The sequence below is a fragment of the Streptomyces sp. NPDC002825 genome, assembly GCF_040295385.1.
In the GTDB taxonomy this organism is placed as follows: Bacteria; Actinomycetota; Actinomycetes; order Streptomycetales; family Streptomycetaceae; genus Streptomyces.
The window spans coordinates 314,697-340,893 of record NZ_JBEOVH010000001.1; the positions used below are offsets into that span (position 1 = coordinate 314,697).

The 26,197-nt window shown below is 71.4% G+C and carries 23 protein-coding genes; 12 read left to right on the forward strand and 11 right to left on the reverse strand.

The genetic code is table 11. The features are described 5' to 3' along the window. Nucleotides 1-73: 73 nt before the first annotated feature. Nucleotides 74-538 (forward strand): GatB/YqeY domain-containing protein, encoded by a 465-nt coding sequence (locus ABT041_RS01510; protein ID WP_030690864.1) that lies wholly within the window; start codon nucleotides 74-76, stop codon nucleotides 536-538. Nucleotides 539-625: 87 nt separating this feature from the next. Here ABT041_RS01510 and ABT041_RS01515 read toward each other — a convergent pair whose 3' ends face one another. Beyond that, on the reverse strand, nucleotides 626-2,866 hold the full coding sequence (locus ABT041_RS01515) for a transglycosylase domain-containing protein (protein ID WP_351177142.1): 2,241 nt from the start codon (nucleotides 2,864-2,866) through the stop codon (nucleotides 626-628). Nucleotides 2,867-3,282: 416 nt separating this feature from the next. Between ABT041_RS01515 and ABT041_RS01520 the strand changes: the two genes are divergently transcribed. Beyond that, entirely contained in the window at nucleotides 3,283-3,627 is a 345-nt protein-coding gene (locus tag ABT041_RS01520; RefSeq protein ID WP_015034550.1) for a WhiB family transcriptional regulator, read from the forward strand. A 129-nt stretch (nucleotides 3,628-3,756) separates the two neighbouring features. Here ABT041_RS01520 and bagB read toward each other — a convergent pair whose 3' ends face one another. Together bagB and bagA are read right to left on the reverse strand one after the other, a co-directional pair. Further along, a complete protein-coding gene (gene bagB / locus ABT041_RS01525) occupies nucleotides 3,757-5,043 on the reverse strand; it encodes an ATPase BagB (protein WP_351177652.1) in 1,287 nt (428 codons plus the stop codon). Nucleotides 5,044-5,270: 227 nt separating this feature from the next. Then, nucleotides 5,271-6,233 (reverse strand): ATPase BagA, encoded by a 963-nt coding sequence (bagA, locus tag ABT041_RS01530; RefSeq protein ID WP_351177146.1) that lies wholly within the window; start codon nucleotides 6,231-6,233, stop codon nucleotides 5,271-5,273. Nucleotides 6,234-6,355: 122 nt separating this feature from the next. Between bagA and sp36 the strand changes: the two genes are divergently transcribed. From sp36 to ABT041_RS01555, 5 genes are all read left to right on the forward strand, one after another. After that, nucleotides 6,356-6,514, forward strand: coding sequence for a Sp36 family protein (sp36, locus tag ABT041_RS01535; RefSeq protein ID WP_015034547.1), 159 nt, complete (start codon nucleotides 6,356-6,358; stop codon nucleotides 6,512-6,514). Next, complete coding sequence (locus tag ABT041_RS01540) at nucleotides 6,511-6,981, forward strand: RidA family protein (RefSeq protein ID WP_351177150.1); 471 nt, start codon at nucleotides 6,511-6,513, stop codon at nucleotides 6,979-6,981. The genes sp36 and ABT041_RS01540 overlap by 4 nt, the downstream gene beginning before the upstream one ends. A gap of 86 nt (nucleotides 6,982-7,067) precedes the next feature. Continuing rightward, nucleotides 7,068-7,964 carry an NUDIX hydrolase gene (locus ABT041_RS01545; protein ID WP_351177153.1) on the forward strand — a complete coding sequence of 299 codons (897 nt, stop codon included), beginning with the start codon at nucleotides 7,068-7,070 and terminating at the stop codon, nucleotides 7,962-7,964. After that, a complete protein-coding gene (locus tag ABT041_RS01550; RefSeq protein WP_351177156.1) occupies nucleotides 7,961-8,791 on the forward strand; it encodes an MBL fold metallo-hydrolase in 831 nt (276 codons plus the stop codon). The genes ABT041_RS01545 and ABT041_RS01550 overlap by 4 nt, the downstream gene beginning before the upstream one ends. A gap of 242 nt (nucleotides 8,792-9,033) precedes the next feature. Then, a complete protein-coding gene (locus ABT041_RS01555; RefSeq protein ID WP_351177159.1) occupies nucleotides 9,034-9,918 on the forward strand; it encodes a prohibitin family protein in 885 nt (294 codons plus the stop codon). A 95-nt stretch (nucleotides 9,919-10,013) separates the two neighbouring features. On the opposite strand, the gene ABT041_RS01560 is transcribed toward ABT041_RS01555, so the two are convergent. Then, on the reverse strand, nucleotides 10,014-10,688 hold the full coding sequence (locus ABT041_RS01560; protein WP_015034542.1) for a Crp/Fnr family transcriptional regulator: 675 nt from the start codon (nucleotides 10,686-10,688) through the stop codon (nucleotides 10,014-10,016). Nucleotides 10,689-10,918: 230 nt separating this feature from the next. On the opposite strand from ABT041_RS01560, the gene nth reads away from it, so the two are divergent. The 3 genes from nth (at nucleotide 10,919) to ABT041_RS01575 (ending at nucleotide 14,216) form a co-directional block, all read left to right on the forward strand. After that, on the forward strand, nucleotides 10,919-11,956 hold the full coding sequence (gene nth, locus ABT041_RS01565) for an endonuclease III (RefSeq protein ID WP_502976323.1): 1,038 nt from the start codon (nucleotides 10,919-10,921) through the stop codon (nucleotides 11,954-11,956). Nucleotides 11,957-12,232: 276 nt separating this feature from the next. Continuing rightward, nucleotides 12,233-12,937 carry an NUDIX hydrolase gene (locus tag ABT041_RS01570; RefSeq protein WP_351177163.1) on the forward strand — a complete coding sequence of 235 codons (705 nt, stop codon included), beginning with the start codon at nucleotides 12,233-12,235 and terminating at the stop codon, nucleotides 12,935-12,937. 79 nt (nucleotides 12,938-13,016) lie between these two features. After that, a complete protein-coding gene (locus ABT041_RS01575) occupies nucleotides 13,017-14,216 on the forward strand; it encodes a MarP family serine protease (protein ID WP_351177166.1) in 1,200 nt (399 codons plus the stop codon). Nucleotides 14,217-14,365: 149 nt separating this feature from the next. Here ABT041_RS01575 and ABT041_RS01580 read toward each other — a convergent pair whose 3' ends face one another. The 6 genes from ABT041_RS01580 to ABT041_RS01605 all read right to left on the reverse strand — a co-directional run bounded on the left by ABT041_RS01580 (nucleotide 14,366) and on the right by ABT041_RS01605 (nucleotide 22,370). Then, entirely contained in the window at nucleotides 14,366-14,557 is a 192-nt protein-coding gene (locus ABT041_RS01580; RefSeq protein ID WP_351177169.1) for a hypothetical protein, read from the reverse strand. Between the two features lie 151 nt (nucleotides 14,558-14,708). Beyond that, nucleotides 14,709-15,644 carry an alpha/beta fold hydrolase gene (locus ABT041_RS01585; protein ID WP_351177172.1) on the reverse strand — a complete coding sequence of 312 codons (936 nt, stop codon included), beginning with the start codon at nucleotides 15,642-15,644 and terminating at the stop codon, nucleotides 14,709-14,711. Then, entirely contained in the window at nucleotides 15,641-16,126 is a 486-nt protein-coding gene (locus ABT041_RS01590) for a phage holin family protein (protein ID WP_351177175.1), read from the reverse strand. The genes ABT041_RS01585 and ABT041_RS01590 overlap by 4 nt, the downstream gene beginning before the upstream one ends. Nucleotides 16,127-16,201: 75 nt before the next feature. Then, nucleotides 16,202-17,593: a Na+/H+ antiporter NhaA gene (gene nhaA, locus ABT041_RS01595; protein WP_351177178.1), complete on the reverse strand. Its 1,392-nt coding sequence runs from the start codon at nucleotides 17,591-17,593 to the stop codon at nucleotides 16,202-16,204. A 234-nt stretch (nucleotides 17,594-17,827) separates the two neighbouring features. Next, the gene (gene acs, locus ABT041_RS01600; RefSeq protein ID WP_351177181.1) at nucleotides 17,828-19,783 is read right to left on the reverse strand and encodes an acetate--CoA ligase; all 1,956 of its coding nucleotides are present in this window, start codon (nucleotides 19,781-19,783) and stop codon (nucleotides 17,828-17,830) included. A gap of 193 nt (nucleotides 19,784-19,976) precedes the next feature. Next, a complete protein-coding gene (locus ABT041_RS01605) occupies nucleotides 19,977-22,370 on the reverse strand; it encodes a SulP family inorganic anion transporter (protein ID WP_351177184.1) in 2,394 nt (797 codons plus the stop codon). A 314-nt stretch (nucleotides 22,371-22,684) separates the two neighbouring features. Between ABT041_RS01605 and ABT041_RS01610 the strand changes: the two genes are divergently transcribed. Further along, the gene (locus tag ABT041_RS01610; protein ID WP_351177186.1) at nucleotides 22,685-23,989 is read left to right on the forward strand and encodes a polysaccharide deacetylase family protein; all 1,305 of its coding nucleotides are present in this window, start codon (nucleotides 22,685-22,687) and stop codon (nucleotides 23,987-23,989) included. 91 nt (nucleotides 23,990-24,080) lie between these two features. Here the strand turns inward: ABT041_RS01610 and ABT041_RS01615 are convergent, their stop codons facing one another. Next, nucleotides 24,081-25,067, reverse strand: a complete 987-nt coding sequence (locus ABT041_RS01615; protein ID WP_351177189.1) for an ATP-binding protein — start codon at nucleotides 25,065-25,067, stop codon at nucleotides 24,081-24,083. Nucleotides 25,068-25,169: 102 nt separating this feature from the next. On the opposite strand from ABT041_RS01615, the gene ABT041_RS01620 reads away from it, so the two are divergent. Then, nucleotides 25,170-26,012 carry a Fic family protein gene (locus ABT041_RS01620; protein ID WP_351177192.1) on the forward strand — a complete coding sequence of 281 codons (843 nt, stop codon included), beginning with the start codon at nucleotides 25,170-25,172 and terminating at the stop codon, nucleotides 26,010-26,012. Nucleotides 26,013-26,197 lie beyond the last annotated feature (185 nt).

A 26,197-nucleotide genomic window follows, 5' to 3' on the forward strand; every position in this document is an offset into this window, starting at 1 on the left:
CCCTTATCGTCGCAGACCCGCTGAGCCGAAATGCGCGGGCGGTACGGGTGGGGCACCTGCCACACTTGACCCCATGACCACGCTCAAGGCGAAGCTCCAGGACGACCTCAACGCCGCGATCCGGGAGCGCGACGAACTGCGCTCCTCGACCCTGCGGCTCACCATCACCGCGATCACGAAGGAGGAGGTCGCGGGCACGACGAAGCGCGAACTCTCCGACGACGAGGTGCAGAAGGTGATCGCGAAGGAGGCGAAGAAGCGCCGCGAGGCCGCGGACGCCTTCGCCAAGGGCGGTCGCCCCGAGTCCGCCGAGCGCGAGAAGGCCGAGGGCCTCATCCTCGACGCGTACCTGCCGAAGCAGCTCAGCGACGAGGAGCTCGACTCCATCGTCGCGGCGGCCGTCGAGGAGGCGAAGGCCGCGGGCGCCGAGGGGCCGCGTGCCATGGGCGCCGTCATGAAGATCGTGAACCCGAAGGTGGCGGGCCAGGCCGAGGGCGGCCGCGTCGCCGCCGCCGTGAAGAAGCTGCTCGCGGGCTGATCCGCGCGGTACGCGCCGCTCGCGTACGTACGAGGAAGGGCGCCCCACCGGTCAGGTGGGGTGCCCTTCCTCGTATCGGACCGGTCGTCAGCGGCCGGGCCTGCCGTTGCCGCGTCCGTCGCCGCCGCCGAGCAGGTCCGTCGGGAACGTGACGCCGGGGATCGGGCTCGTCGGGTCGGTGTCGCCGGGCTTGTCGCTGGGCTTGCGGGGCTTGTTCGGGCCCTCGTCGCCCTCCTTCTCCGGGTCCTTGGGCTTCTCGGCCCGCGGCACGGAGACGGGGACGAAGCTCGGGGTCTCGCCGGCGTCCAGGGCGCCCGTCATCGCGATCTTCCAGATCGGGCCGGGGAGGCAGCCACCGCAGACCTTGTCGTAGTACTCGCCGCCGATGGTGATGTCGTACATCGACTTCTTCTCGCCGACGTCGTCACCGACCCAGACGGCGGTGGACAGGTTCGGGGTGTAGCCGACGAACCAGGCGTCCTTGCGGTCGTTGGTCGTACCGGTCTTGCCCGCGTTGTCGCGGTCGCTGAGACCGGCCCGCGTACCGGTGCCGTCCTCGACGACACCCTTCAGCATCTGGTTGATGGTGTCGGCGGTCCGGTCGCTCATGGCGCGCGTGCACTTCGTCTGGGGCACGTTCAGCTTGTCGCCGTTGGCGGCCTTGATCGACTCGATGGCGATCGGGGTGCAGTAGATGCCGCGGTTGGCGAAGGTCGCGTAGACGGACGCCATGTCGAGCGGGGTGCTCTCCGCGCTGCCGAGGGTGGCGGACGGGATCTGCTTGAGGGGCTTGCCCAGCTCGCGCTCGTAGCCGACGTTCTTGGCCATCGTCAGCGTCTCGCAGAGGCCGGCCATCTGCTCCAGCTTGGCGAAGTAGGTGTTGATGGACTTGCCGAGGGCGCTCGTCATGTCGAAGACGCCCTTCTCCGACTTCATCTCGTTGTTCACCTCCCAGTTCGCGTAACCCGCGGGCTTGCCGTCGCAGCGGGTGTACTCGCTCTCGGAGATGTTGATCTGTGCCGGGTCGTTGAAGCTCGTCGCCGGGCTGATGCCCTTCTCCAGCGCCGCGGCGGCGGTGATCGGCTTGAACGTCGAGCCGACCTGGAAGCCGTACGTCGTGCCGCCCATCTTGCTGCCGACGGCGAGGTTCAGCGTCGTCTGGTGCTGCTTCTGGTCCAGGCCGTACGGGCGGGACTGGCCCATCGACAGGATGCGGCCGGTCTTGGGCTGGACCTGCACCACCGAGGCGGCGACCGGGTCGTCCTTGTTGACCTTCGCGATGGCGGCCTCGTTGGCGGCGGCCTGCGCGCGCGGGTCGAGCGTGGTCCTGATGGTGAGACCACCGAGGTTCCACAGCTTCTGGCGCTCCTCGGCCGTCTTGCCGAAGGTCGGGTCGTTGAGGATCGTCTTGCGGACGTAGTCGCAGAAGAAGCCGGCGCCGTCGACGGCGGTGATGCAGCCGTTCTTCGGGGTCTTCACCTTCAGCTTGATCGGCTTGGCCTTGGCGGCGTCCGCCTCGGCCTGGCTGATGTCCTTCACGTCGGCCATCCGCTGGAGGACCGTGTTGCGGCGCTTGGTGGCTTCCTGGATGTCGTTGATCGGGTCGTAGCGGCTCGGCGACTGGACGAGACCCGCCATCATCGCCGCCTCGCCCAGGTCCAGGTCGGCGGCGTGCTTGGAGAAGTACCGCTGGGAGGCGGCCTCGATGCCGTAGGCCTGCTGCCCGAAGAACGTGATGTTGAGGTAGTTCTCCAGGATCTTCTTCTTGCCCAGCTCCTCCTCGACCTGGATCGCGAACTTCAGCTCGCGGACCTTGCGGCCGATGGTCTGCTGGGTGGCCTGCGCGACCTTCTCGGGGTCGTCACCGGCCTCCTCGACGAAGACGTTCTTCACGTACTGCTGGGTCAGCGTGGACGCGCCCTGCGCGACCCCGCCCGACTGCGCGTTGCGGTTGATGGCGCGCAGCACGCCCTTGAGGTCGATCGCACCGTGCTCGTAGAAGCGGCCGTCCTCGATCGCGACGATCGCCTTCTGCATGTACGGGGAGATCCGGTCGATCGGCACGACCTTCCGGTCCCGCGAGTACACCGTGGCGATGAGACCGCCCTCGGCGTCCAGGATGGTGGTGCGCTGACTCAGCGGTGGGGTCTTCAGGTTGGACGGGATCTCGTCGAACCCCTCCACCGTGCCCTTCGCGGCCAGCCCGAGTGCACCGGCCGCGGGCAGGGCGATGCCCGCCAGCACGGTTCCGGCGAGCACACTGACACCGAGGAACTTGGCGGCCTGCTGGGTCCCGGTCAGACCACCGCCCGAGCGCTTCTTTGCCATGGGGGCAGCCTACGTTCTCATTCGCCGGACACGCGTATATGCCTTGGCCTAAGCTGCTCCCAACTGTCACAGCAGTGCGGTCTCGCATCAAGACCCGTGCGTGACATCGGTATGAATTCCCGTGACCCCGAAACACGGGAAGCTCGTGTCCGGTTCCGGCTCATGCGTCACACGGTGCCCCAAGAGGCCCCGGTGAAGAAGGGCATATCTGCGCGGTATGTCCGCTATCACACGCATGTCCTTCGATCACTCCCCTGGGTGATCTGACGCGCACGCATAGTCCGTTCGGACCATTCAAGATTGGGCCCGAAGGGGGTGTTGCGCTGTGCCCACCTTCCGTAACGTCCCAACTGGCAGCGGTGAATATGCCGCTGCCGCCGTGGGGGAGCCTCGATTCGGGAGAGGACGGCGCCGGTATGGGCTGGGTAGCTGACTGGAGTGCGCAGGCGGCCTGCCGCACTACCGATCCGGATGAACTTTTCGTGCAGGGAGCGGCGCAGAACAGGGCAAAGGCGGTGTGCACCGGATGCCCGGTGCGGACCGAGTGCCTCGCCGACGCCCTCGACAACCGCGTGGAGTTCGGTGTGTGGGGCGGCATGACGGAGCGCGAGCGCCGTGCACTGCTGCGCCGGAGGCCGACCGTGACCTCGTGGCGCCGGCTCCTGGAGACCGCGCGCACGGAGTACGAGCGGGGAGCGGGCCTCCTGCCCGTCGCGATCGAGGACGACGCGACCTACGAGGCGTACGCCGCGGTCGGCTAGCCCCGACGCCGGCCCCGACCCGTACGGGAGACGGGTCCAGCGCCCCGGCCCGTACGAGACACGGGTGGGAGAACAACGAGGACGGGTACGGGTACGAGTACGGATACGGGTACTCGTACGCGAGACGGCTCAGGCCGAGGGCATCCGCCCCGCCGTGAGCCGGTCACCGATGGCCCGCAGCCCGGCGAGGTCGTGCACATCGCCGGGCAGGGCGGCCACTTCGGCCACCGCCACCTCGGGGTGGAGCGCGGTGAAGCGGTCGCGCGTGCGCTGCTCACGCGCGAGCACCCGCATGCGCTCGGCATGCAGGCGCAGAAGTCCCGCGGTGAGATGACGTACGTCTGATTCCTGTGCTGCCGGTTCGGCTGTGGGGGCAGCCTCGGGTACGGGCAGTGCGGCGGCGGTGGCGAGATCGTTCGGCTCGGGCTCGTGCTCGGGTTCGGTGGCCGGGGAGCCACGCAGTCCAGCCTTCCCGCCCCCCTGATCCACAATGCGCCCCTCGTCAAGATTTTCCGCGGCGGCCCGCGCCCGCTCGGCCGACAGCCGGGCGGCGCCACTGCCGTGGACGCGGTTGAGGACGAGACCCGCGAGCGGCATCTCCTCTGCGGCCAGCCGCTCCACGAAGTACGCGGCCTCGCGCAGCGCGTCCCGCTCCGGCGTCGCGACCACGAGGAAGGCCGTGCCCGGCGCCTGGAGCAGCTTGTACGTGGCGTCCGCGCGGGTCCGGAAACCGCCGAACATCGTGTCCATCGCCGCCACGAACGTCTGCACGTCCTTCAGGAACTGACCCCCCAGCAGCTTCCCCAGCGTCCCCGTCATCATCGACATGCCGACGTTGAGGAACTTCATCCCGGCCCGGCCGCCCACCTTCGCCGGCGCCATGAGCAGCTTGATGAACTTTCCGTCGAGGAACGACCCGAGCCGCTTGGGCGCGTCAAGGAAGTCCAGCGCGGACCGGGACGGCGGCGTGTCGACGACGATCAGGTCCCACTCGTCGCGGGCCCGCAGCTGGCCCAGCTTCTCCATCGCCATGTACTCCTGCGTGCCGGCGAACCCGGCCGACAGGGACTGGTAGAAGGGGTTCTCCAGGATCGCCCGCGCCCGCTCGGGATCCGCGTGCGCCTCGACGATCTCGTCGAAGGTCCGCTTCATGTCCAGCATCATGGCGTGCAGTTCGCCGCCGTCGGAGCCCTTGATGCCGTCGACCTTCCGCGGCGTGTTGTCGAGCGAGTCGATGCCCATGGACTGGGCGAGCCGGCGCGCCGGGTCGATGGTGAGCACGACGACCCGCCGGCCCCGCTCCGCCGCCCGCACACCGAGGGCCGCCGCCGTGGTCGTCTTGCCGACCCCGCCCGCGCCGCAGCAGACGATGATCCGGGTACCCCGGTCGTCGAGCAGCGGGTCGAGCTCCAGCACGGGGACCCGGTCGAGCCCGGGCTCGGGCTCGGAGTCGGCTTCGGCGACACCAGCCGCGCCGCGCGACGCGGCAGCCGATCCGGTGTCCGTCCCGTCCACGGCGGAGGCGGCTGCGGCGCCGGCCCCGTCCGCGCCGGACGCGGCTCCGGCGCCGGTCCCGTCCGCGGCGGCTCCGGCCGCTCCCGCCTCCGTCTTCCCGTCCTCCGGCTCGGCGCCCGCTTTCTCCGTCACGCGCCCACCCCTTGCTTCCGCAGTTCCTTCGCCAGCCGGTAGAGCCCGGCGATGTCCGCCCCGTCCCCGAGGAAGGGCAGCTCGTACGAGGGGACGCCGACGCCGTCCAGGACCGCGCGCTGCGTCCGCTCCAGCTCCACCCGCCGCGCGTGCTCGGCCGCCTGGTCGAGGAGGGGCTCGACCAGGCGCGTGCCGCCCTTCACGCCCACGGAGGCCAGGGTCCGCGCGATCGCGTCCCGGTGGTCGCCGGAGGCGGCCCGTACCGCCGCCTCGTCGAGGACGTGCGGCCGGACCATGTTCACCACGACCCTGCCCACCGGCAGTTCCGCGGCCCGCAGCTCCGCGATGCCGTCCGCGGTCTCCTGGACCGGCATCTCCTCAAGGAGGGTCACCAGATGCACCGCCGTCTCCGGGGACTTGAGGACCCGCATGACGGCCTGCGCCTGGTTGTGTATCGGGCCGATCCTGGCCAGGCCCGCCACCTCGTCGTTCACGTTGAGGAAGCGCGTGATGCGCCCGGTCGGCGGCGCGTCCATGACCACGTGGTCGTAGACGGGACGGCCGTCCTTCTCCCGCCGCCGCACCGCCTCGCACGCCTTGCCGGTCAGCAGCACGTCCCGGACGCCCGGCGCTATCGTCGTCGCGAAGTCGATCGCGCCGAGCTTCTTCAGGGCCCGCCCCGCACTGCCCAGCTTGTAGAACATCTGGAGGTAGTCGAGGAGCGCGCGCTCGGCGTCGATCGCCAGCGCGTACACCTCGCCGCCGCCCGGCGCGACGGCGATCTTGCGCTCCTCGTACGGAAGGGCTTCCGTCTCGAAGAGCTGTGCGATGCCCTGTCTGCCTTCGACCTCGACGAGGAGAGTCCGCTTCCCCTCCGTCGCGAGGGCGAGGGCGAGGGCGGCGGCGACCGTCGTCTTACCGGTACCGCCCTTGCCGCTGACGACCTGGAGCCTGCTCACGCTGTCGAGCCTAACCACTGGCGGCCGCGCGCAATCAGGAGGCCGCCCCGGAGAAGACCCCTAGGGGCCCTGTGGGGGCCACCTCGGAGAGGAGCCCCGCGGCAGCGGATACAGTCGGGCCCATGACCAAGTGGGAGTACGTCACGGTGCCGCTTCTGGTGCACGCGACCAAGCAGATTCTGGACACCTGGGGCGAGGACGGCTGGGAGCTCGTCCAGGTCGTGCCCGGGCCGAACAACCCCGAGCAGCTCGTGGCCTACCTGAAGCGGGCCAAGTCGTGAGCGGGGCCGTCGAGGCGCGGATCGCCGAACTCGGGCTGACGCTGCCCGAGGTCGTGCCGCCGCTCGCGTCCTACCAGCCGGCCGTGCAGTCCGGCGTGTACGTGTACACCTCGGGCCAGCTCCCGATGGTGGCGGGCAAGCTTCCGGTGACCGGCAAGGTCGGCGCCGAGGTCACGCCCGAGGAGGCCAAGGAACTGGCCGCCACCTGCGCGCTGAACGCGCTCGCGGCCGTGAAGTCGGTCGCCGGTGACCTCGACCGCATCAAGCGCGTCGTGAAGGTCGTCGGCTTCGTCGCCTCCGCCGCCGACTTCACCGGTCAGCCCGCCGTCATCAACGGCGCGAGCGAGCTGCTCGGCGAGATCCTCGGCGAGAAGGGCGTGCACGCCCGCAGCGCCGTCGGCGTCGCCGTGCTGCCGCTCGACGCGCCGGTCGAGGTCGAGGTCCAGGTCGAGCTCGTCGAGGCCTGACACCGAAGGCACGTGCGGAGCCGGTTTTCCACAGCCCTGGGAAACCGGCTCTCGTGCATTCCGATGCTTGCGCATAGCATCCGGCCATGTCGAATGGTCAGCCGAAGCAGGCGAAGCAGTCGAACGGTCAGTGGTACCCGCCGGAGTGGCCCGATCGCATCCGCGCCCTCGCCGCCGGTGAGCTCACCCCGGTGGCGCCCCGGCGCGCCGCCACCGTCCTGCTGCTGCGGGACGGGGGCGCCGGGCCCGACGTCCACATGCTGCGCCGCCGCACCTCCATGGCCTTCGCGGGCGGTGCGTACGCCTACCCGGGCGGCGGTGTCGACCCGCGCGACGAGCAGCCGGTGCGCTGGGCGGGCCCCTCCCTGGAGACCTGGGCGGCGCGGCTCGGCCTCGACGACCCGGCGCAGGCCCAGGCCGTCGTCTGCGCCGCCGTCCGCGAGACGTTCGAGGAGGCGGGCGTGCTGCTCGCCGGGGAGACCGAGGACGGCGTCGTCGGCGACACGACCGGCGAGGACTGGGAGCGGGACCGGGAGGCGCTGGTCGCCCGCGAGCTGTCCTTCGCCGACTTCCTGGACCGGCGCGGGCTCGTCCTGCGCTCGGACCTGCTCGGCGCGTGGGCCCGCTGGATCACCCCGGAGTTCGAGCAGCGCCGGTACGACACCTGGTTCTTCGTCGCGGCCCTCCCGGCCGGCCAGCTCACCCGGGACGTCTCCGGGGAGGCGGACCGCACGGTGTGGATCCGCCCCGCGGACGCCGCCGCAGGCTACGACCGGGGCGAGCTGACGATGATGCCGCCGACGATCTCGACCCTGCGCACCCTGGAGCCGTACGGGACGGCCGCCGAGACGCTGGCGGCGGCGGGGGAGCGGGACATGACCCCCGTGCTCGCGCAGGCCCGCCTGGAGGGCGACGAGCTGGTCCTGAGCTGGCCGGGGCACGAGGAGTTCACCAAGATCATCTCCGTCGGGGGTGAGTCATGAGCGACGCCGCCGCCCTGCCGGGCCAGCCGCGCGGGCTCGTCGTCTCCGGGCCCGCGACCGACCGCGCCGTGAACGTCCTGGCGCCGAACCCGTCCGCGATGACCCTCGACGGCACCAACACCTGGCTGCTCTCCGAGCCGGGCTCCGGCCTCGCCGTCGTCGTCGACCCGGGTCCGCTCGACGAGACCCATCTGCGGCATGTGATCGACACCGCCGAGAAGCTCGGCAAGCGGGTCGCGCTGACCCTGCTGACCCACGGCCACCCGGACCACGCGGAGGGCGCGGGCCGTTTCGCGGAGCTGACCGGCACGCCGGTGCGGGCCCTCGACCCGGCGCTGCGCCTCGGCGACGAGGGCCTGGGCGCGGGGGACGTGGTGACGGTCGGCGGCCTGGAGCTGCGGGTCGTCCCGACGCCCGGGCACACCTCGGACTCGCTCTCCTTCCACCTGCCGGCCGACGGGGCGGTGCTCACGGGCGACACGATCCTGGGGCGCGGGACGACGATGGTCGCGCACCCGGACGGGCGGCTCGGGGACTATCTGGACTCGCTGCGGCGGCTGCGGTCGCTGACCGTCGACGACGGGGTGCACACGGTCCTGCCGGGGCACGGGCCGGTCCTGGAGGACGCCCAGGGGGCCGTGGAGTTCTACCTCGCGCACCGTGCGAACCGGCTCGCCCAGGTCGAGACGGCGGTCGAGGCCGGGTACCGGACGGCAGCGGAGGTCGTGGCCCATGTGTACGCGGACGTGGACCGCTCCCTGTGGCCGGCGGCCGAGCTGTCCGTACGGGCGCAGCTGGAGTACCTGAGGGGCCGCGGCCTGGTCTGAGGCGTCCGGGGGTCCTGAGCGTGAGCGCCCGAGGGTCCTGAGGGTCCTGGGTCGCGCGCGTGAGGGTCCTGAGCGCTCGGGGAGCTGAGCGCCCGAGGTTTCGAGCGCTCGGGGAGCTGAGCGCCCGAGGTTTCGAGCGCCCGCGGTTTCGAGGGTCCTGCGAAGGGACCCGGGAACCTTCGGGCCTCCCCCCGTGTCTTACGCTCCGCTTACATCTGGCCGTAGCTCTCGGGGGGAAGCCCGTGTTCGTCATAGCCATCCTGCTGGTCATAGCCGCAGTGGTGCTCTTTTTCGTCGGCCGCGCCAATGACTCCAAGGGCCTGAAGTTCGGCGCCCTCGGCGCCGTGCTGGCCGGTCTGTTCTCGCTGATCGTGAGCATGACGTACGTGATCAGCGCGTACGAGGTCGGTGTGCCGGTCGCCTTCGGCAAGGTCGGCTCGCCGATGACCTCGGGCATGCACATGAAGTCGCCGTTCACCGACGTCACGACCTTCTCCACCCGCCCGGTCGACCTCAACCTCTCCGACAAGGACGTGGTCGAGGTCCGCTCCTCGCAGGGCGGCGTCATGTACGCCGAGGTCACGGTGAAGTGGGCCGTCCACCCGTCCAAGGCCGTCGAGCTCTACAAGCTCGCGGGCAGCGAGGACGCCATCCAGCAGCGGCTCGTCTACCCCGACAGCCGGGAGATCGTCCGTAACGTCTTCGCCCGCTACTCCAGCGAGCAGGGCTACGCCTCCGCCCGCGAGAAGATCAACGCCGAGATCGGCGCCCTGATCAAGGAGCGCCTGGCCCCGCGCGGCATCGACGTGACCACGGTCAACCTGCGCAACGTGAAGCCCTCGGACGCCCTCCAGGGCCAGATCGACCGCAAGATCCAGCAGCAGCAGGCCACCGAGCGGGCCACCGAGGCCGCCCGTACCGCCAAGGCCGAGGCCGACCGGCGCCGCATCGAGGCGGAGGGCATCGCCCGCGCCAACAAGATCCTCAACGACTCGCTGACGGACAAGGTCCTGATGAACCAGTGCATCGACGCGTACAAGGAGGCCGCGGCGAAGAACCCGGTCTACGCGGTGCCCTGTGGGAGCGGCGGCTCCGCCCCGGTGATCGTGGACGGCTCGAAGCGCTGACCGCCCGCCGTACGCGGAAGGCCGCCCCGGTCCTCGGACCGGGGCGGCCTTTTCCGTGTGTACGGAGACGCGTGCGCGGACGCGTACGGAGCTGCTTACCGCGAGCGCTTCGCGAGGCGCTCCACGTCCAGCAGGATCACGGCGCGGGCCTCCAGGCGGAGCCAGCCGCGCTGGGCGAAGTCGGCGAGCGCCTTGTTGACCGTCTCGCGGGAGGCGCCGACCAGCTGGGCCAGCTCCTCCTGGGTGAGGTCGTGGACGACGTGGATGCCCTCCTCCGACTGCACGCCGAAGCGGCGCGACAGGTCGAGGAGCGCACGGGCGACACGGCCCGGGACGTCGGAGAAGACCAGGTCGGACATCTGGTCGTTGGTCTTGCGCAGCCGGCGGGCGACGGCGCGGAGCAGCGCGGTGGCCACCTCGGGGCGGGCGTTCAGCCAGGGCTGGAGGTCGCCGTGGCCCAGGCCGAGCAGCTTGACCTCGGTCAGCGCGGTCGCGGTGGCGGTGCGCGGGCCCGGGTCGAAGAGGGACAGCTCACCGATGAGCTCGCCGGGGCCGAGGACGGCCAGCATGTTCTCGCGGCCGTCCGGGGAGGTGCGGTGCAGCTTCACCTTGCCCTCGGTCACCACGTACAGGCGGTCGCCGGGGTCGCCCTCGTGGAAGAGCGCGTCGCCACGGGCGAGCGTCGCCTCACTCATCGAGGCGCGCAGCTCGGCAGCCTGCTCGTCATCGAGCGCCGCGAAGAGCGGGGCGCGCCGCAGAACGTCGTCCACGAGTTCTCTCCTACTGTCGACCTGCTCAAAGGACCTGGGTCCCATGATGCCGGACGCACAAAACAGTGCGATCAATCACAACAAGTTTGACGTACCGAGCCGCCCATCCGTACGTCAGGGGCCCGATTGGGCTCCGATCGGCCGCGCCCGGGGCGGATGTCGGCGGCGGCGCCTAGGCTGGCCGGGTGTCCAACTCGCCGGTGAGAGCGCAGGCCAAGGGGGCTGAAAGAGTGTCGGCCGAAGGTAATTCCGCTGTGGGCGAACACGGCGTGTCGAAACGGGCAAAGGGTGCAAAAGGGAAGCCTGTGAAGCCTGCCGAGGCCGCCGGGACCGCCAAGCGATCGAAGCCCGCCGAGGCCGCCGGGACCGCCAAGCGGTCGAAGCCCGCCGAGGCCACCGGGACCGCCAAGCGATCGAAGCCCGCCGAGGCCGCCGGAACGGCCAAGCGGTCGAAGTCCGCCGAGGTCACCGGGACCGTGAGAGCCGTGAAGCCCGCCAGGCCCGAGTCGCGGCTCGCGATGGTGCGCCGGGCGCGCCGGATCAACCGCGAGCTGGCCGAGGTCTACCCGTACGCCCATCCGGAGCTCGACTTCCGCAACCCCTTCGAGCTGCTCGTCGCCACGGTCCTCTCGGCACAGACCACCGACCTGCGGGTCAACCAGACCACCCCCGCCCTCTTCGCGAAGTACCCGACGCCCGAGGACCTCGCCGCGGCCGTGCCCGAGGAGGTCGAGGAGCTGATCCGGCCGACCGGCTTCTTCCGCGCCAAGACCAAGTCGATCATGGGCCTCGCCACGGCCCTCAGGGACGACTTCGGCGGTGAGGTCCCCGGTCGCCTCGAGGACCTCGTCAAGCTCCCCGGCGTCGGCCGCAAGACCGCCTTCGTCGTCCTCGGCAACGCCTTCGGGGTCCCCGGCATCACCGTCGACACCCACTTCATGCGCCTCGCCCGCCGCTGGCGGTGGACCGAGTCCGACGACCCGGTGAAGATCGAGGCCGAGGTCGCGACGATCTTCCCGAAGAGCGAGTGGACGATGCTCTCGCACCGGGTGATCTTCCACGGCCGCCGGATCTGCCACGCCCGGAAGCCCGCGTGCGGCGCCTGCCCGATCACCCACCTCTGCCCCTCGTACGGGGAGGGCGAGACCGACCCGGAGAAGGCGCGGAAGCTGCTCAAGTACGAGATGGGCGGCTTCCCCGGCCAGCGGCTCAACCCGCCCGCCGGCTACCCGGGCCGCCCGGCGCCCCCGCTGGGCGGCGAGGCTTGATCCCGGCCGCACGGCGCGTGAATCCGCCCGCGGGAGCCCCGGGGCCCGCGGTTCGGCCCGCGTCCGCACCGTGCCCGGCGCGCGCCCGCGCCGCTGGGACCCGCCCGTGCGGCCCGGGCCCCTGCGGACCGCCCGCGGAAGCCCGCGGTGCCGCGGTCCGCTGCGGACCCGCCCGCCAACCCCGCCGCGCTGCGGCCCGCCCGGAGGAGACCGGGGTGCCGGGACCGCCGGGAACGAACCCGTCCACCCATCGCGTTGTGAACCACGGGGGTATCGATGACGCGCACTGACGAAGAGATCCACGGACCCGGCACGGCCGGCCTGCTCAGCCGGGACGGACTGCCCGACTGGCTCGGGCCCGTCGACCGGGTCGCCCGCACGGTCCGGCCCGAGCAGCTGAGCCGCTTCCTGCCGCCCGAGAGCGGGGCCGGCCGCCAGTCCGCCGTCCTCGTCCTCTTCGGCGAGGGCGAGCGCGGACCCGAGCTGCTGCTCATGGAGCGCTCCGGCAGCCTCCGCTCGCACGCCGGACAGCTCTCCTTCCCCGGCGGCGCCCTCGACCCCGAGGACGGCGACCCCGAGGACGGCGGCCTGCTGCGCGCCGCCCTGCGCGAGGCCCAGGAGGAGACCGGCCTCGACCCGCGGGGCGTCCAGCTCTTCGGTGTCCTGCCCCGGCTCTACATCCCGGTCAGCGGCTTCGTCGTCACCCCCGTCCTCGGCTGGTGGCGCGAGCCCAGCCCGGTCGGCGTCGTCGACCCGGGCGAGACCGCCCGCGTCTTCACCGTCCCCGTGGCGGATCTCACGGACCCCGCGAACCGCGCGACCACCGTCCACCCGAGCGGCCACAAGGGCCCCGCGTTCCTCGTCGAGTCCGCCCTGGTCTGGGGTTTTACCGCCGGAGTGATCGACCGGCTGCTCCACTACGCCGACTGGGAGCGCCCCTGGGACCGGTCCAAGCAGGTCCCGCTCGACTGGCGCTCATGACAGGCTGACCTTCGGGCGGGCCGGCCTTCGCGCCGACCGGCCCCGGGCGACCGGAAACGAATCTGCGAGGCTATTGACGGTGAACGTGCTGGACATCTTGTTGCTGCTCGCCGCCGTGTGGTTCGCGATCATCGGTTACCGCCAGGGGTTCGTGGTCGGCATCCTCTCCGTGATCGGCTTCCTCGGCGGCGGACTCGTCGCCGTACTGCTGCTCCCGATCCTCTGGGACCAGCTGACCGACAACAGCGAGGTCTCGACCACCGCCACCGTCGTCTTCGTGATGGTGGTCATCGTCTGCGCCTCCGTCGGCCAGGCCTTCACCACCCACCTCGGCAACAAGCTGCGCCGCCACATCACCTGGTCGCCGGCCCGCGCCCTGGACGCCACCGGCGGCGCCCTCGTCAACGTCGTCGCGATGCTGCTCGTGGCCTGGCTGATCGGCTCCGCCCTCGCCCGTACCTCGCTGCCCACCCTGGGCAAGGAGGTACGGAACTCCAAGGTGCTGCTCGGCGTCGAGCAGGTGATGCCGGATCAGGCCTCCGGCTGGTTCGACGACTTCAGCTCCACCCTGGCCCGCAGCGGCTTCCCCCAGGTCTTCAGCCCCTTCGCGAACGAGCCGATCACCCCGGTCACCCCGCCCGACCCGGCGCTCGCCGACAGCCCGGTCGCCGCCCGCGCGCAGCGCTCCATCGTGAAGGTCGTCGGCACCGCGCAGAGCTGCGGCAAGGTCCTCGAAGGCACGGGCTTCGTCTTCGCCGACCGCCGCGTCATGACCAACGCCCATGTCGTCGGAGGCGTCGACGAGCCGACCGTCCAGATAGGCGGCGAGGGCAAGCTCTACGACGCCAAGGTCGTCCTCTACGACTGGCAGCGCGACATCGCCGTCCTGGACGTGCCGGACCTCCGGGCCACGCCGCTCGCCTTCACCGACGAGGACGCGCGCAGCGGCGACGACGCGATCGTCGCCGGATTCCCGGAGAACGGCTCGTACGACGTGCGCTCCGCCCGCGTGCGGGGCCGCATCAGTGCCAAGGGTCCCGACATCTACCACCGCGACGAGGTGCGCAGGGACGTGTACTCGCTGTACGCGACGGTCCGTCAGGGCAACTCCGGCGGCCCGCTCCTCACCGAGGACGGCGAGGTGTACGGCGTGATCTTCGCCCGTTCCCTCGACGACGCGAACACCGGATACGCCCTGACCGTCGACGAGATCCGTGAGGACATCGAGCGCGGCCGGACCGCCGACCAGCAGGTCGACACCCAGGCCTGCGCCCTCTGATTCCTGGCCCGCGCAGCCCGCGCGGCGTGGCCCGCGCAACCCACACGGTGTGGTGTGCGCGGCCTACGCGGTGTGGGCCTGTCCGCCTACGTGACGGACGTGGCCTGCGGGCCCGCGTGGACTACGCGGCGCGGACTGGGCGGCGCCGCCTACGCGGTGTCTCTGGGGTGACGGAGCCGGGCCGAGACCCAGCGGGCCCGGCGGCGCAGGATGCGCGAGATCCCCACCCCTTGCGCCGCGGGGCCCTGGTCCGGCGGGCCGCCCCTCTCGCGGGAGCCCGGCCCCATGGCCGTGCGGCGGTCGCGTGCTGTCGTGTCACCGTAGTCGTGCGTCCAGCCCATACCTCGACGTCTGCCCGGGGGCCAAGGTCGGTAACCGCCCTCGGGCCCGCCAATTGGAGTATGCGCGAGGCACATGGCCGTTCGAAGGACAGCTGTGCGCCGGACGACCTCCGGAGCCGCGCCGGACGCGCCCGGCAGGGCTGACGGCGGCTCAGCGGTCGGGCTCGGGGTCCTTCAGCCAGTTGACGAGCTCCGTGGTGAAGGCCACCGGGTCCTCCTCGTGCGGGAAGTGCCCGAGCCCGTCGAAGAGCCGCCAGCGGTACGGCGCCTCCACGTACTCGCCGGATCCCGCGGCGCTGCGGGTCCGCATCACCGGGTCGAGGGAGCCGTGCAGATGGAGCGTCGGCACCCGCACCGGCCGCTTCATGCGTCGGTTGAACTGGATGCCGTCCGGGCGGGCCAGGGACCGCACCATCCACCGGTACGGCTCGATCGAGCAGTGCGCCGTCGACGGCACGCACATCGCCCGCCGGTACACCCCGAGGGCCTCCTCGTCGACCGGCTTCGGGCCCGACCAGTCCCGGATCAGCTCGCCCACGAGCGCCCCGTCGTCCGCGACGAGCTGACGCTCCGGCAGCCACGGCCGCTGGAAACCCCACACGTGCGAGCCGGCCCGCGACTGGGCGAAGTCGGAGAGCATCGCCGAGCGCCAGCGACGCGGGTGCGGCATCGAGGAGACCACGAGCCGGCGCACCAGCTTCGGCCGCATCACGGCCGCCGTCCAGGCGAGGTAGCCGCCCAGGTCGTGCCCGACGAGCGCCGCGTCCGGCTCGCCGAGCGAGCGCACGACGCCGGTGATGTCGAGGGCGAGGTTGGCGGGGTCGTAACCCCGGGGCGTGCGGTCGCTGCCGCCCACCCCGCGCAGGTCCATCGCGACCGCCCGGAACCCGGCCTCGGCCAGGGCGGGCAGCTGGTGGCGCCAGGTCCACCAGAACTGCGGGAAGCCGTGCAGGAGCAGCACCAGCGGGCCGTCGCCCATCTCGGCGATGTGGAAGCGGGCGCCGTTGGCGGCCACGTCGCGGTGTGTCCACGGCCCGTCGAGCCGTACGGGCCCGCCGTTGCCGTTGCTGCTCTCGGGGAGGGTCATACGGACGAGCGTCCCACAGCGGCGGCCTTCTCAAGGGCCGGACGCTGCTCCGGACGGGGGTGCGGCTTCGCGTTCTGCATGATGGCGGCCGTCTGCTTGGCGGAGGCGATGGACCTCTCCGGCGGCTTGACCTTCTTGAACTTCGCGACGGCGATCAGCCCGAGGAGACCCGCGAGCAGCACGTTGAAGGCGAAGGACAGCAGGAAGCACCAGACGAGGTTCCAGCCCCCGTTGCCGTTGTGCCCGCCGGTCCAGGTGTTGATGGCGTACGCGAGCGCGAAGCTCAGCATCGGCAGCGAGAACAGCAGCACCACGAGGGCACCGATGCCCATGATGCTGCCGAACGCACCGCGCTTCACGTCCTGCCGCAGTTCGGCCTTGGCCAGGGCGATCTCGTCGTGCACCAGCGCGGACATCTCGGCGGTCGCCGAGGCGACCAGCTGACCGAGGCTGCGCTCGGTTCCGTCGAACGGGTCGCTCATCGCTGCTCCCTCTTCTCTTCTGCGGTCCGAGGTCCTCTTCTACGGTGCGAGTCCTCTTCTACGGTCCGCATCAGATCATGCCGGACGGTCGGCCCCGTCGCGCGATGCCCCCGCCACTTGGGCGCGCTGCCGGTGTTCCGCGGCCTTCCTCTCGTAGATCTCGGCCATCCGCAGGTGGTACTCCGGGTTGTCCTCCTCGTAGATGTCGGGGATGCCGTCCTCGTCGTCGTCGCGCTCCTCGGCGGAGACGAGGATCTGGTACTTCCGGACCCGCAGTTTCAGCAGGACGGAGGCGAGGACGGCCGCGATGAGCGAGCCGATCAGGACGGCGGCCTTCACCTCGTCGGTGAGGACCTCGTCGCCGGCGAAGGCGAGTTCGCCGATGAGGAGCGAGACGGTGAAGCCGATTCCGGCGAGGGTGGCGACGGCGAACACGTCCGGCCAGGCCAGGTCCGGGTTGAGCTCCGCCCGGGTGAAGCGGGCGGCGAGCCAGGTGCCGCCGAAGATGCCGATCGCCTTGCCGACGACGAGACCGAGGACCACGCCGAGGGTGACGGGCTGGGTGAAGACGTCGTGGATCGCGCCGCCGGTGATGCTCACGCCGGCGGAGAAGAGCGCGAAGAGGGGCACGGCGAGGCCGGCGGACAGCGGCCGGACCATGTGCTCGATGTGCTCGCCGGGGGAGTGCTCCTCGCCGTCCCGGGTGGTGCAGCGGAGCATCAGGCCCATGGCGACGCCGGCGATGGTGGCGTGGACGCCGCTGTTGTACATGAGGCCCCAGATGACGAGGGCCAGCGGCACGTACACGTACCAGCCGCGGACACCCTTGTGGAGCAGCAGCCAGAAGACGGCGAGTCCGGCGACGGCGCCGCCGAGAGCGGCGAAGTTCAGGTCGCTGGTGAAGAAGATCGCGATGATCAGGATCGCGAACAGGTCGTCGACGACGGCGAGGGTGAGCAGGAAGGCACGCAGCGCGGACGGCAGCGAGGTGCCGATGACGGCGAGGACGGCGAGGGCGAAGGCGATGTCGGTCGCGGTGGGCACGGCCCAGCCGTCCATCGAGCCGTCGCCGACGGCGTTGACCAGGGCGTAGACGAGGGCGGGGGCCGCCATGCCGCAGAGCGCGGCGACGACGGGCAGCATGGCGGCCTTGGGGTCGCGCAGCTCGCCCGCGACGAGCTCGCGCTTGAGCTCGATACCGGCGACGAAGAAGAAGATCGCGAGGAGGCCGTCGGCGGCCCAGTGCTGGATCGAGAGGTCGAGACCGAGGGCGGCGGGGCCTATGTGGAAGTCGCTGACGGTCTCGTAGCTCGCGCTCAGCGGGGAGTTCGCCCAGACGAGGGCGGCGACGGCGGCGAGGAGCAGCAGGACGCCGCCGACGGTCTCGGCGCGCAGGGCGTCGGCGATGAACTGACGCTCGGGCAGCGAGAGCCGGCCGAGGAACTTGCGGTCGGTGGGCACGGACACGGGGGAGACCTCCGTCGGGCAGGCAGGGCGAAGCACATGCCGACCAGACTTCCCGGCTCACCTAGGTCTTTCTGTCGCGTTCCTGACGCGATACTTACTTTACCTAACGAGCTCGAGTTGTGTCCGGCGGGTTTCACTTTAGGGAGATTCGGCCGGTTCGTCCCGTTGGGCTCGGGCATGGGAAACGCCCGCCCCGAGGTCTCCGGGGCGGGCGTTTCGGGCCGTACGGGTCGGTCAGTCCTCGCTGGACGTGGCCGGCAGCTGGGTCTGGATGAGCGACATGACCGAGGAGTCGGTCAGGGTGGTGACGTCACCCAGCTCACGGTTCTCGGCGACGTCGCGCAGCAGACGGCGCATGATCTTGCCCGAGCGGGTCTTCGGCAGCTCCGCCACCGGCAGGATCCGCTTCGGCTTGGCGATCGGGCCGAGGGTGGCGCCGACGTGGTTGCGCAGTTCGGCGACGAGCCCCTCGTCCTGGCTCGCCGTGCCGCGCAGGATGACGAAGGCGACGATGGCCTGACCGGTCGTCTCGTCGGCGGCGCCGACGACGGCCGCCTCGGCGACGGACGGGTGCGAGACCAGCGCCGACTCGACCTCGGTCGTCGAGATGTTGTGGCCCGAGACGAGCATGACGTCGTCGACCCGGCCGAGCAGCCAGATGTCGCCGTCCTCGTCCTTCTTGGCACCGTCACCGGCGAAGTACTTGCCCTCGAAGCGGGACCAGTACGTGTCGATGTAGCGCTGGTCGTCGCCCCAGATGGTGCGGAGCATGGACGGCCACGGCTCGGTGAGGACCAGGTAACCACCGCCGCCGTTCGGCACCTCGTTCGCCTCGTCGTCCACGACGGTGGCGGAGATGCCCGGGAGCGGGCGCTGGGCCGAGCCCGGCTTGGTCTCGGTGACGCCCGGCAGCGGCGAGATCATCATCGCGCCGGTCTCGGTCTGCCACCAGGTGTCCACGATCGGGGTCTTGTTCGCGCCGATGTGCTCGCGGTACCAGACCCAGGCCTCGGGGTTGATCGGCTCGCCGACCGAGCCGAGCACGCGGAGGCTGGACAGGTCGAACTTCGCGGGGATGTCGTCCCCCCACTTCATGAACGTGCGGATCGCGGTCGGCGCCGTGTAGAGGATCGTGACGCCGTACTTCTGCACGATCTCCCAGAACCGGCCCTGGTGCGGGGTGTCCGGGGTGCCCTCGTACATGACCTGCGTCGCGCCGTTGGCCAGCGGGCCGTAGACGATGTACGAGTGGCCGGTGACCCAGCCGATGTCGGCCGTGCACCAGTAGACGTCGCTCTCCGGCTTGAGGTCGAAGACGGCGTGGTGGGTGTACGCGGCCTGGGTGAGGTAGCCGCCGGAGGTGTGCAGGATGCCCTTCGGCTTACCCGTCGTCCCCGAGGTGTAGAGGATGAAGAGCGGGTGCTCGGCCGGGAAGGCCTCCGGGGTGTGCTCGGTGGACTGGCGGGCGACGACGTCGTCCCACCAGACGTCCCGGCCCTCGGTGAACGCGGTGTCCTGGCCCGTCCGGCGGACCACGAGGACGTGCTCGACCTGCGGGCACTTGGTGACGGCCTCGTCGATGGCCGGCTTGAGGGCGCTCGGCTTGCCGCGGCGGTAGCCGCCGTCGGCGGTGACGACCACCTTGGCGTCGGCGTCCTGGATGCGGGAGGCGACGGCGTCGGCCGAGAAGCCGCCGAAGACCACCGAGTGGGCGGCGCCGATGCGGGCGCAGGCCAGCATCGTGACGGCCGCCTCGGGGATCATCGGCAGGTAGACCGCGACCCGGTCGCCCTTGCGGACACCCAGCTCCGTCAGGGCGTTGGCGGCCTTGGAGACCTCGTCCTTGAGCTCGGCGTAGGTGATCGCGCGGCTGTCGCCGGGCTCGCCCTCGAAGTGGATGGCGACCCGGTCGCCGTGCCCGGCCTCGACGTGCCGGTCGACGCAGTTGTACGCCACGTTCAGCTCGCCGTCGGCGAACCACTTGGCGAACGGCGGGTTCGACCAGTCGAGCGTCTCGTTCGGCTCGGTGGCCCAGCTGAGGCGCTTGGCCTGCTCGGCCCAGAAGCCCAGCCTGTCCGCCTTGGCCTGCTCGTACGCCTCCGCCGTCACATTGGCGTCCGCGGCCAGCTCGGTGGGCGGCGCGAACCGCCGCTCTTCCTTGAGCAGGTTGGCCAAGGATTCGTTGCTCACGACATCTCCCTTTCCCAGGGCGTCCTCTGTGCGTATGTGTCCCGCGTCATAGCTCATCAGTCGGAGGCCCGGGTGACAAGAGCCTCCAGAGAATTGGTTTAGACCTGTGAGCGGCTTGACGTGCGGTGGCCCCTTCTGCCCGAGCGGTGGGAGAAGGGGCCACACAGTCTCACGGCCGGGACGGCCGGAAGGTTCAGGACGCGCGCGCCGCCTCGACGAGACGGCCGACCGGCATGACCTGGGGGTTCGCCGGCGCGACCTGGTGCTCCGTCGGCATGACCCGGGTGAAGACGTCGTCGTAGCCGTGCACCTCGTCCGTCCCCGACAGGAGGTACGCCTGCGCCTCACCCACGTGGAAGTAGACGCCGTGCAGCGAGAGCGTGCCCTCGGCCAGCCGGCGCGCCACCGGCTCGTACGCCCGCAGGTGCTCCAGCTGCTGGACCACGTTCGTCAGGCAGAGCTGCTCGACCGCGTCGGCCGGAAGCCGCCCGGAGATCCGCGCCCAGGCGTGCCGCCGGCTCGCCATCCGCTCCAGGCTGGGTCTGCCGTGCCGCAGCCAGCGGCGGAGCGGGGTCGGCGGGTCGTCCGGGCCGCCGTTGAGCAGGGCCTGCATCGCACCGCAGCCCGAGTGGCCGCAGACGGTGATCGACGAGACCCGCAGCACCTCCACCGCGTACTCGATCGCCGCGGCCACCGAGTCGTCCCCGCTCTCCTCGCCGGGGAGCGGGACGAGATTGCCGACGTTGCGCACGGTGAAGAGGTCACCGGGACCGCTTGAGGTGATCATGCTGGTGACGAGACGGGAGTCGGCGCAGGTCAGGAAGAGCTGCGAGGGACGCTGCCCCTCCCGGGCGAGCCGCGCGAGCTCGTCCCGCACGAGCGGGGCGGTGTTCCGCTGGAACTTGCCGATGCCGCTCGCCAGGTGCAGCCCCGTCGCCGGTCCGCTCTCGGCGGGAGTCTCCGGGGGCTGCTCCCCGCACTGGTGGTTGTGCCAGGGAGTCCAGGGGCGGCAGCAGGGGTGCGTGGCGGAGGCCGTGACGGCGGCGGGCTCGGCGATCCGGACCCCGGACGGGCCGGTCGTCTCGACCGTCCCGCCGTGGGCGAGGTGCCCGGCGGTCCAGTCGCTCAGCGTCTCGTACGCCGCGTGGTCCATGAAGGACCCGTCGAGCTCGACCACCACGTCGGAGCCGTGCGGCAGTTGGTGCAGGGCCCGGCTGAGCCGGGGCACGGCGAGGAAGGTCAGCTGGCCCCGGACGCGCAGCAGCTGCCGCCCGTCCCGGTCCTCCCGGGTGATCCGGGTGCGGGCGAGCCGGTGCAGGGCGACCGCGATGGCCACGGCGATGCCGAGGGCGACGCCCTCCAGGATGCCGACGAGGACGACGCCGGTCAGCGTCACCGCGTAGACGACGACCTCGCGGTGGCGCGTGACCGTACGGATGTGGGTGATGCTCACCATCTGGATGCCGACCACCATGACGAGCGCGGCGAGCGCGGCCAGCGGGATCAGGTCGAGCACGGGCACGAGCAGCAGGGCCGCGAGTACGATCCACAGGCCGTGCAGCATGGTCGAGGTGCGACTCACCGCGCCCGCCGAGACGTTGGCCACGCTGCGGACCGCGACCCCGGCGACCGGGAGGCCACCGAGCGCCCCGGAGATCACATTGGCCGCGCCCTGTCCGGCGAGCTCGCGGTCGAGATCGGAGCGGGGGACGCCCCGGCCGTGGTCCGCGCGGGCGGCGACCAGCTTGTCGACCGCGACGGCCGAGAGCAGCGACTGCACACTGGTGACCAGCGTGATCGTGAGCACGCCGGCAGCGATCCCGAGAACGGGGCCCTCGGGCAGGCCGGGCAGCGCGTGGCTGCTCCAGGAGGGCAGGTCCACGCGGGGAACGGCCAGTCCGGCGAAGGCGGCCAGGGCGGTCGCCCCGGCCACCGCGACGAGGGCGGCCGGGACCTTACGCGCGAGCCGCCCCGCCCGGCCGGGCAGCCGGGACCAGCAGAGCAGCACGGCCACGGTGAGGGCGCTGATGGCGAGCGCCGCCGGATGGGCGTGCGCCAACTGGGCGGGCAGACCGAGGGCGTTGGCGACGACGGAGCTCTGTGGGGTGCCGCCGAGCACGATGTGGAGCTGGGCGAGGGCGATGGTGACGCCGATGCCGGCCAGCATGCCGTGCACGATCGCGGGCGAGACGGCGAGCGCCGAGCGGGCCACGCGCAGGACGGACAGGGCGAGTTGGGCGAGACCGGCGAGGACGGTGATGGCGCAGGTGGTGCGCCAGCCGTACCGCTGGATGAGCTCGGCGGTCACGACGGTGAGTCCGGCGGCGGGGCCGCTCACCTGGAGCGGGGAGCCGCCGAACCGGCCGGCGACGAGGCCGCCGACGGCGGCGGCCACCAGGCCGGCCTGGAGCGGGGCTCCGGTGGCGAGCGCGATGCCGAGCGAGAGCGGCAGCGCGATCAGGAAGACGGCGACGGACGCGGAGAGGTCGGCGCCGGCAATGCGGAAGCGGCGGGGCCCCTCCGGCGGGCTGTGAGGCCGCTGGCTTCGGGGCCGGTTGGTCGTGCGGGCAGGGGTGCAGAGGGTCATGGTCCCGTCTCCTCCGGGGCAGCGCGGTCGCGGCTCGTGCGGGGTGCAGCGGCGGGATGGCGGCGAGAGCCTCCGGGTGCGTCCGTACGGACGGACGTACGGAGGATCAACGCTCAGTAAATGGATCGTAATGGAGAGTAAAGATCGCGGCATTATTTTCGGGGCAAACAGGGCAATGATTCACCGGATCCGGTGACAGAACGTGCGCATGCCGCTTGTCGTTGACGCTCCCCGGTCCTCGTGGTGCGACCTTGACGCCGCTTGTACGGAAATCCCTTGTACGGAAATCCGAGGATCTGAGGAGAGGTGTGCGGATGTCAGCCGCCCGCAGAACGACCACCGTCCGGAAGAAGGCGCTCACCGTCGGCGCCCTGACCCTCGCTCTCGCCACCGGCCTCGCCGGCTGCTCGGGCTCCGACGGCACCACCACGAAGGGTGCCCCGGGCGGCACGGCCGCGGGCGCCAGGAAGGGCCCGGCCGCGGCCCCGCAGGCACCCCGGCTGATCGGCGACGGCTCGACCGCCTTCACCGGAGCCCAGCCCCACCAGCCGGTCTGGCACAGGCTCAAGCCGGGCGAGACCCCGCCGCAGTTCGTCGTCTTCTCGTGGGACGGCGCGGGCGAGGACAGCCAGAAGCTGTTCTCCCACTTCCGCGCGGTGGGCAAGAAGTACGACGCCACCATGACGTACTTCCTCAGCGGCGTGTATCTGCTGCCGGAGGACAAGAAGGAGCTGTACGACCCGCCGCAGCACAGCCCCGGCCGCTCCGACATCGGCTTCAACGACGTCGACGGCATCCGCGCCACCGTCCGCGAACTGCGCGGCGCCTGGCAGGAGGGCAACGAGATCGGCACCCACTTCAACGGTCACTTCTGCGGCGCCGACGGCGGCGTCGGGAACTGGTCCGTCGACGAGTGGAAGAGCGAGATCAACCAGGCCAAGTCCTTCGTCAAGAACTGGAAGACCAACGCCGGCCTGCGGACCGAGCAGCCGCTGCCCTTCGACTACGACAAGGAGCTCGTCGGCGCCCGCACCCCCTGCCTGGAGGGCCGGAAGAACTTCGTCCGGGCGGCGGCGCAGATGGGCTTCCGCTACGACACCAGCGGCGTCAACGACCAGATCTGGCCCAAGAAGGACCTGGGCCTGTGGGACCTGTCGATGCAGCTCGTGCCCGTCCCCGGCCGCGCCTTCCAGACGCTCTCCATGGACTACAACTTCCTCGTGAACCAGTCCCCCGGCACGACCCAGGGCGACCCGTCCCAGCGCGAGTACTGGGGCAACCAGATGCGCGACGGCCTGGTGCAGGCCTTCGAGCGCTCCTACCGGGGCAACAGGGCGCCGCTGATCATCGGCAACCACTTCGAGTCCTGGAACGGCGGCACGTACATGCGCGCCATCGAGGACACCATCGCCACGGTCTGCGTGCAGAAGGACGTCGAGTGCGTCTCCTTCCGCCAGCTCGCGGACTGGCTCGACGCCCAGGACCCCGACGTCATCGCCAAGATGCGCACCCTGAAGGTGGGCGAGGCGCCGCAGGGCGGCTGGCAGACCTTCCTCTCGGCCCAGCCGCCCGCCGCCCCGGCAGGCGCGCCCGCCACCAAGGCGGCTGTACGGCACTGACGGGCTGTACGGCCCAAAGCCGGCTGTGCGGCACTGGGCGCGCTGCACGACACTGAGCCGGCTGCACGGGCACTAAGCCGGCTGCACGGCCCTAAGCCGGCTGTACGGCGCTGAGGCCTTCGGTCAGTACGAAGCCGGGGTCGACCTGCGCGGCCAGGTCGGCCCCGGTCTTGGCGTTGCCCCAGCTCTCCGCGTTGCGCAGGTGGAAGTGGACCATCTGGCGCGTGTAGCGCTCCCAGTCGCGGTGGGCGTACGAGTCGTCCGCCGCGTCCTGGAGGGCCTGGAGCGCCATGCGGTTCTCCGCCTCCAGGAGCTCGAAGCGCGGCGGGCGGCCCTTCTCCATCGCGCGCACCCAGTCCGAGTGCCCCACCGTCACCAGCAGGTCCTCGCCGACCTCCTCCCGCAGGAAGTCGAGGTCGTCCTGGCCCTGCACCTTGTTGCCGACGACCTTGAGCGCCACGCCGAAGTCCCGGGCGTACTCCTTGTACTGGCGGTACACCGAGACGCCCTTGCGGGTCGGCTCGGCGACCAGGAACGTCATGTCGAAGCGGGTGAAGAGCCCGGAGGCGAACGAGTCCGAACCCGCCGTCATGTCGACGACCACGTACTCGTCGGCCCCGTCGACCAGATGGTTGAGGCAGAGCTCCACCGCCCCCACCTTCGAGTGGTAGCAGGAGACCCCGAGGTCCGACTCCGTGAACGGCCCGGTCGCCATCAGCCGGATCTCCCCGTCGTCGAGCCGCACCGTCCGCGCGCACGCCTCGTACACCGGGTTGTCCTCGCGGACCCGCAGCAGCCGCGAACCCTCCCCGGGCGGGGTCGTCTTGATCATCGTGTCGGCGGAGGCGATCCGCGGATTGCTGCCCCGCAGGTACTCCTTGATGAGCGGCAGATGCGCGCCCATCGCGGGCAGCGCGGCGGCCTCCGCCTCGGGCAGGCCGAGCGCGGCGCCCAGGTGCTGGTTGATGTCGGCGTCGACGGCGACGACCGGCGCTTCGTTGGCGGCGAGGTGACGGATGAAGAGCGAGGACAGCGTCGTCTTGCCGCTGCCGCCCTTCCCCACGAAAGCGATCTTCATGTTCACCTAGGGTAGCGGCACGATCGCGCGCCGTGGTCAAGCTCCGTGAAGAAGACCACTCCATCGTGGGGCGGGGCGCCAAGGCGCGTAGCCTCCCTACTTATGAGTACGCACGCCTCTGACCCCTTGGCCGCCCTCGGCTCCCTGCCGGGCGTCGCCGAAGCGGTGGACTCCGTACGCAAGGCCGTCGACCGGGTCTACGGCCACCGCGTGATGCGTCGCCGCAGCAACGAGATCTCCTCCGAGGCGGCCCTGCGCGGCGCGCGCGGCTCGGCCGCCCTGTCCGGCGCCGACTGGGCCCTGGAAGAGGTCCGTCGCCGCACCGACTTCAGCGCCGACGCCGAGGCCCGCACGGTCGGCGCCGCCCTGCGCCTGGGCGCCGAGGCGGGGCAGCTGCTCTCCATCTGGCGCCAGTCCCCGCTGCGCGTCCTGGCCCGGCTCCACCTGGTCGCCGCCGGGGACGCGGGCGTCCCGGGCGCCGCCGGCGTCGCCGACTCCGTGGGTCGGCCCCGGCTGGACGGCGAGCCGGTCGACGAACCGCTCATCGACGCCCCGCTCCCGACGCCCGCCGAGGTCGCGGGACGGCTCGACGGCCTCGCCGAACTGATCGTCGCGGGCAGCGAGGCGCCGGCCCTCGTGACGGCCGCCGTGGTGCACGGCGAGCTGCTGGCGCTGCGCCCCTTCACCTCGTACAACGGCCTGGTCGCCCGGGCGGCGGAACGGATCGCCCTGGTCGGCAGCGGCCTCGACCCGAAGGCGATCTGCCCGGCCGAGGTCGGCCACGCGGAACAGGGCCGAGCCGCCTACCTCGCCGCCTTCGAGGGCTACCTCTCGGGCACCCCGGAGGGCGTGGGCGCCTGGATCGCCCACTGCGGCCGCTCGGTCGAACTGGGCGTCCGCGAATCGACGGCGGTCTGCGAAGCCCTGCAGCGCGGCGCGGCCTGAAGGCCGGCTTCGGGGACGGGCGACACCGGCGGGTCCGGGTCTCGAGGGGCCCGCTCTCGCGGAGTCTGGACTCTCGGGGGTCCGGCTTCGCGGGCCTGGCTCTCGGGGGTCCGGCTTCGCGGGCCTGGCTCTCGGGGTCCTTGCCAGGCTTGGCTCTCGAAGTCCTTGCCGGGTCTGGGGTCTCG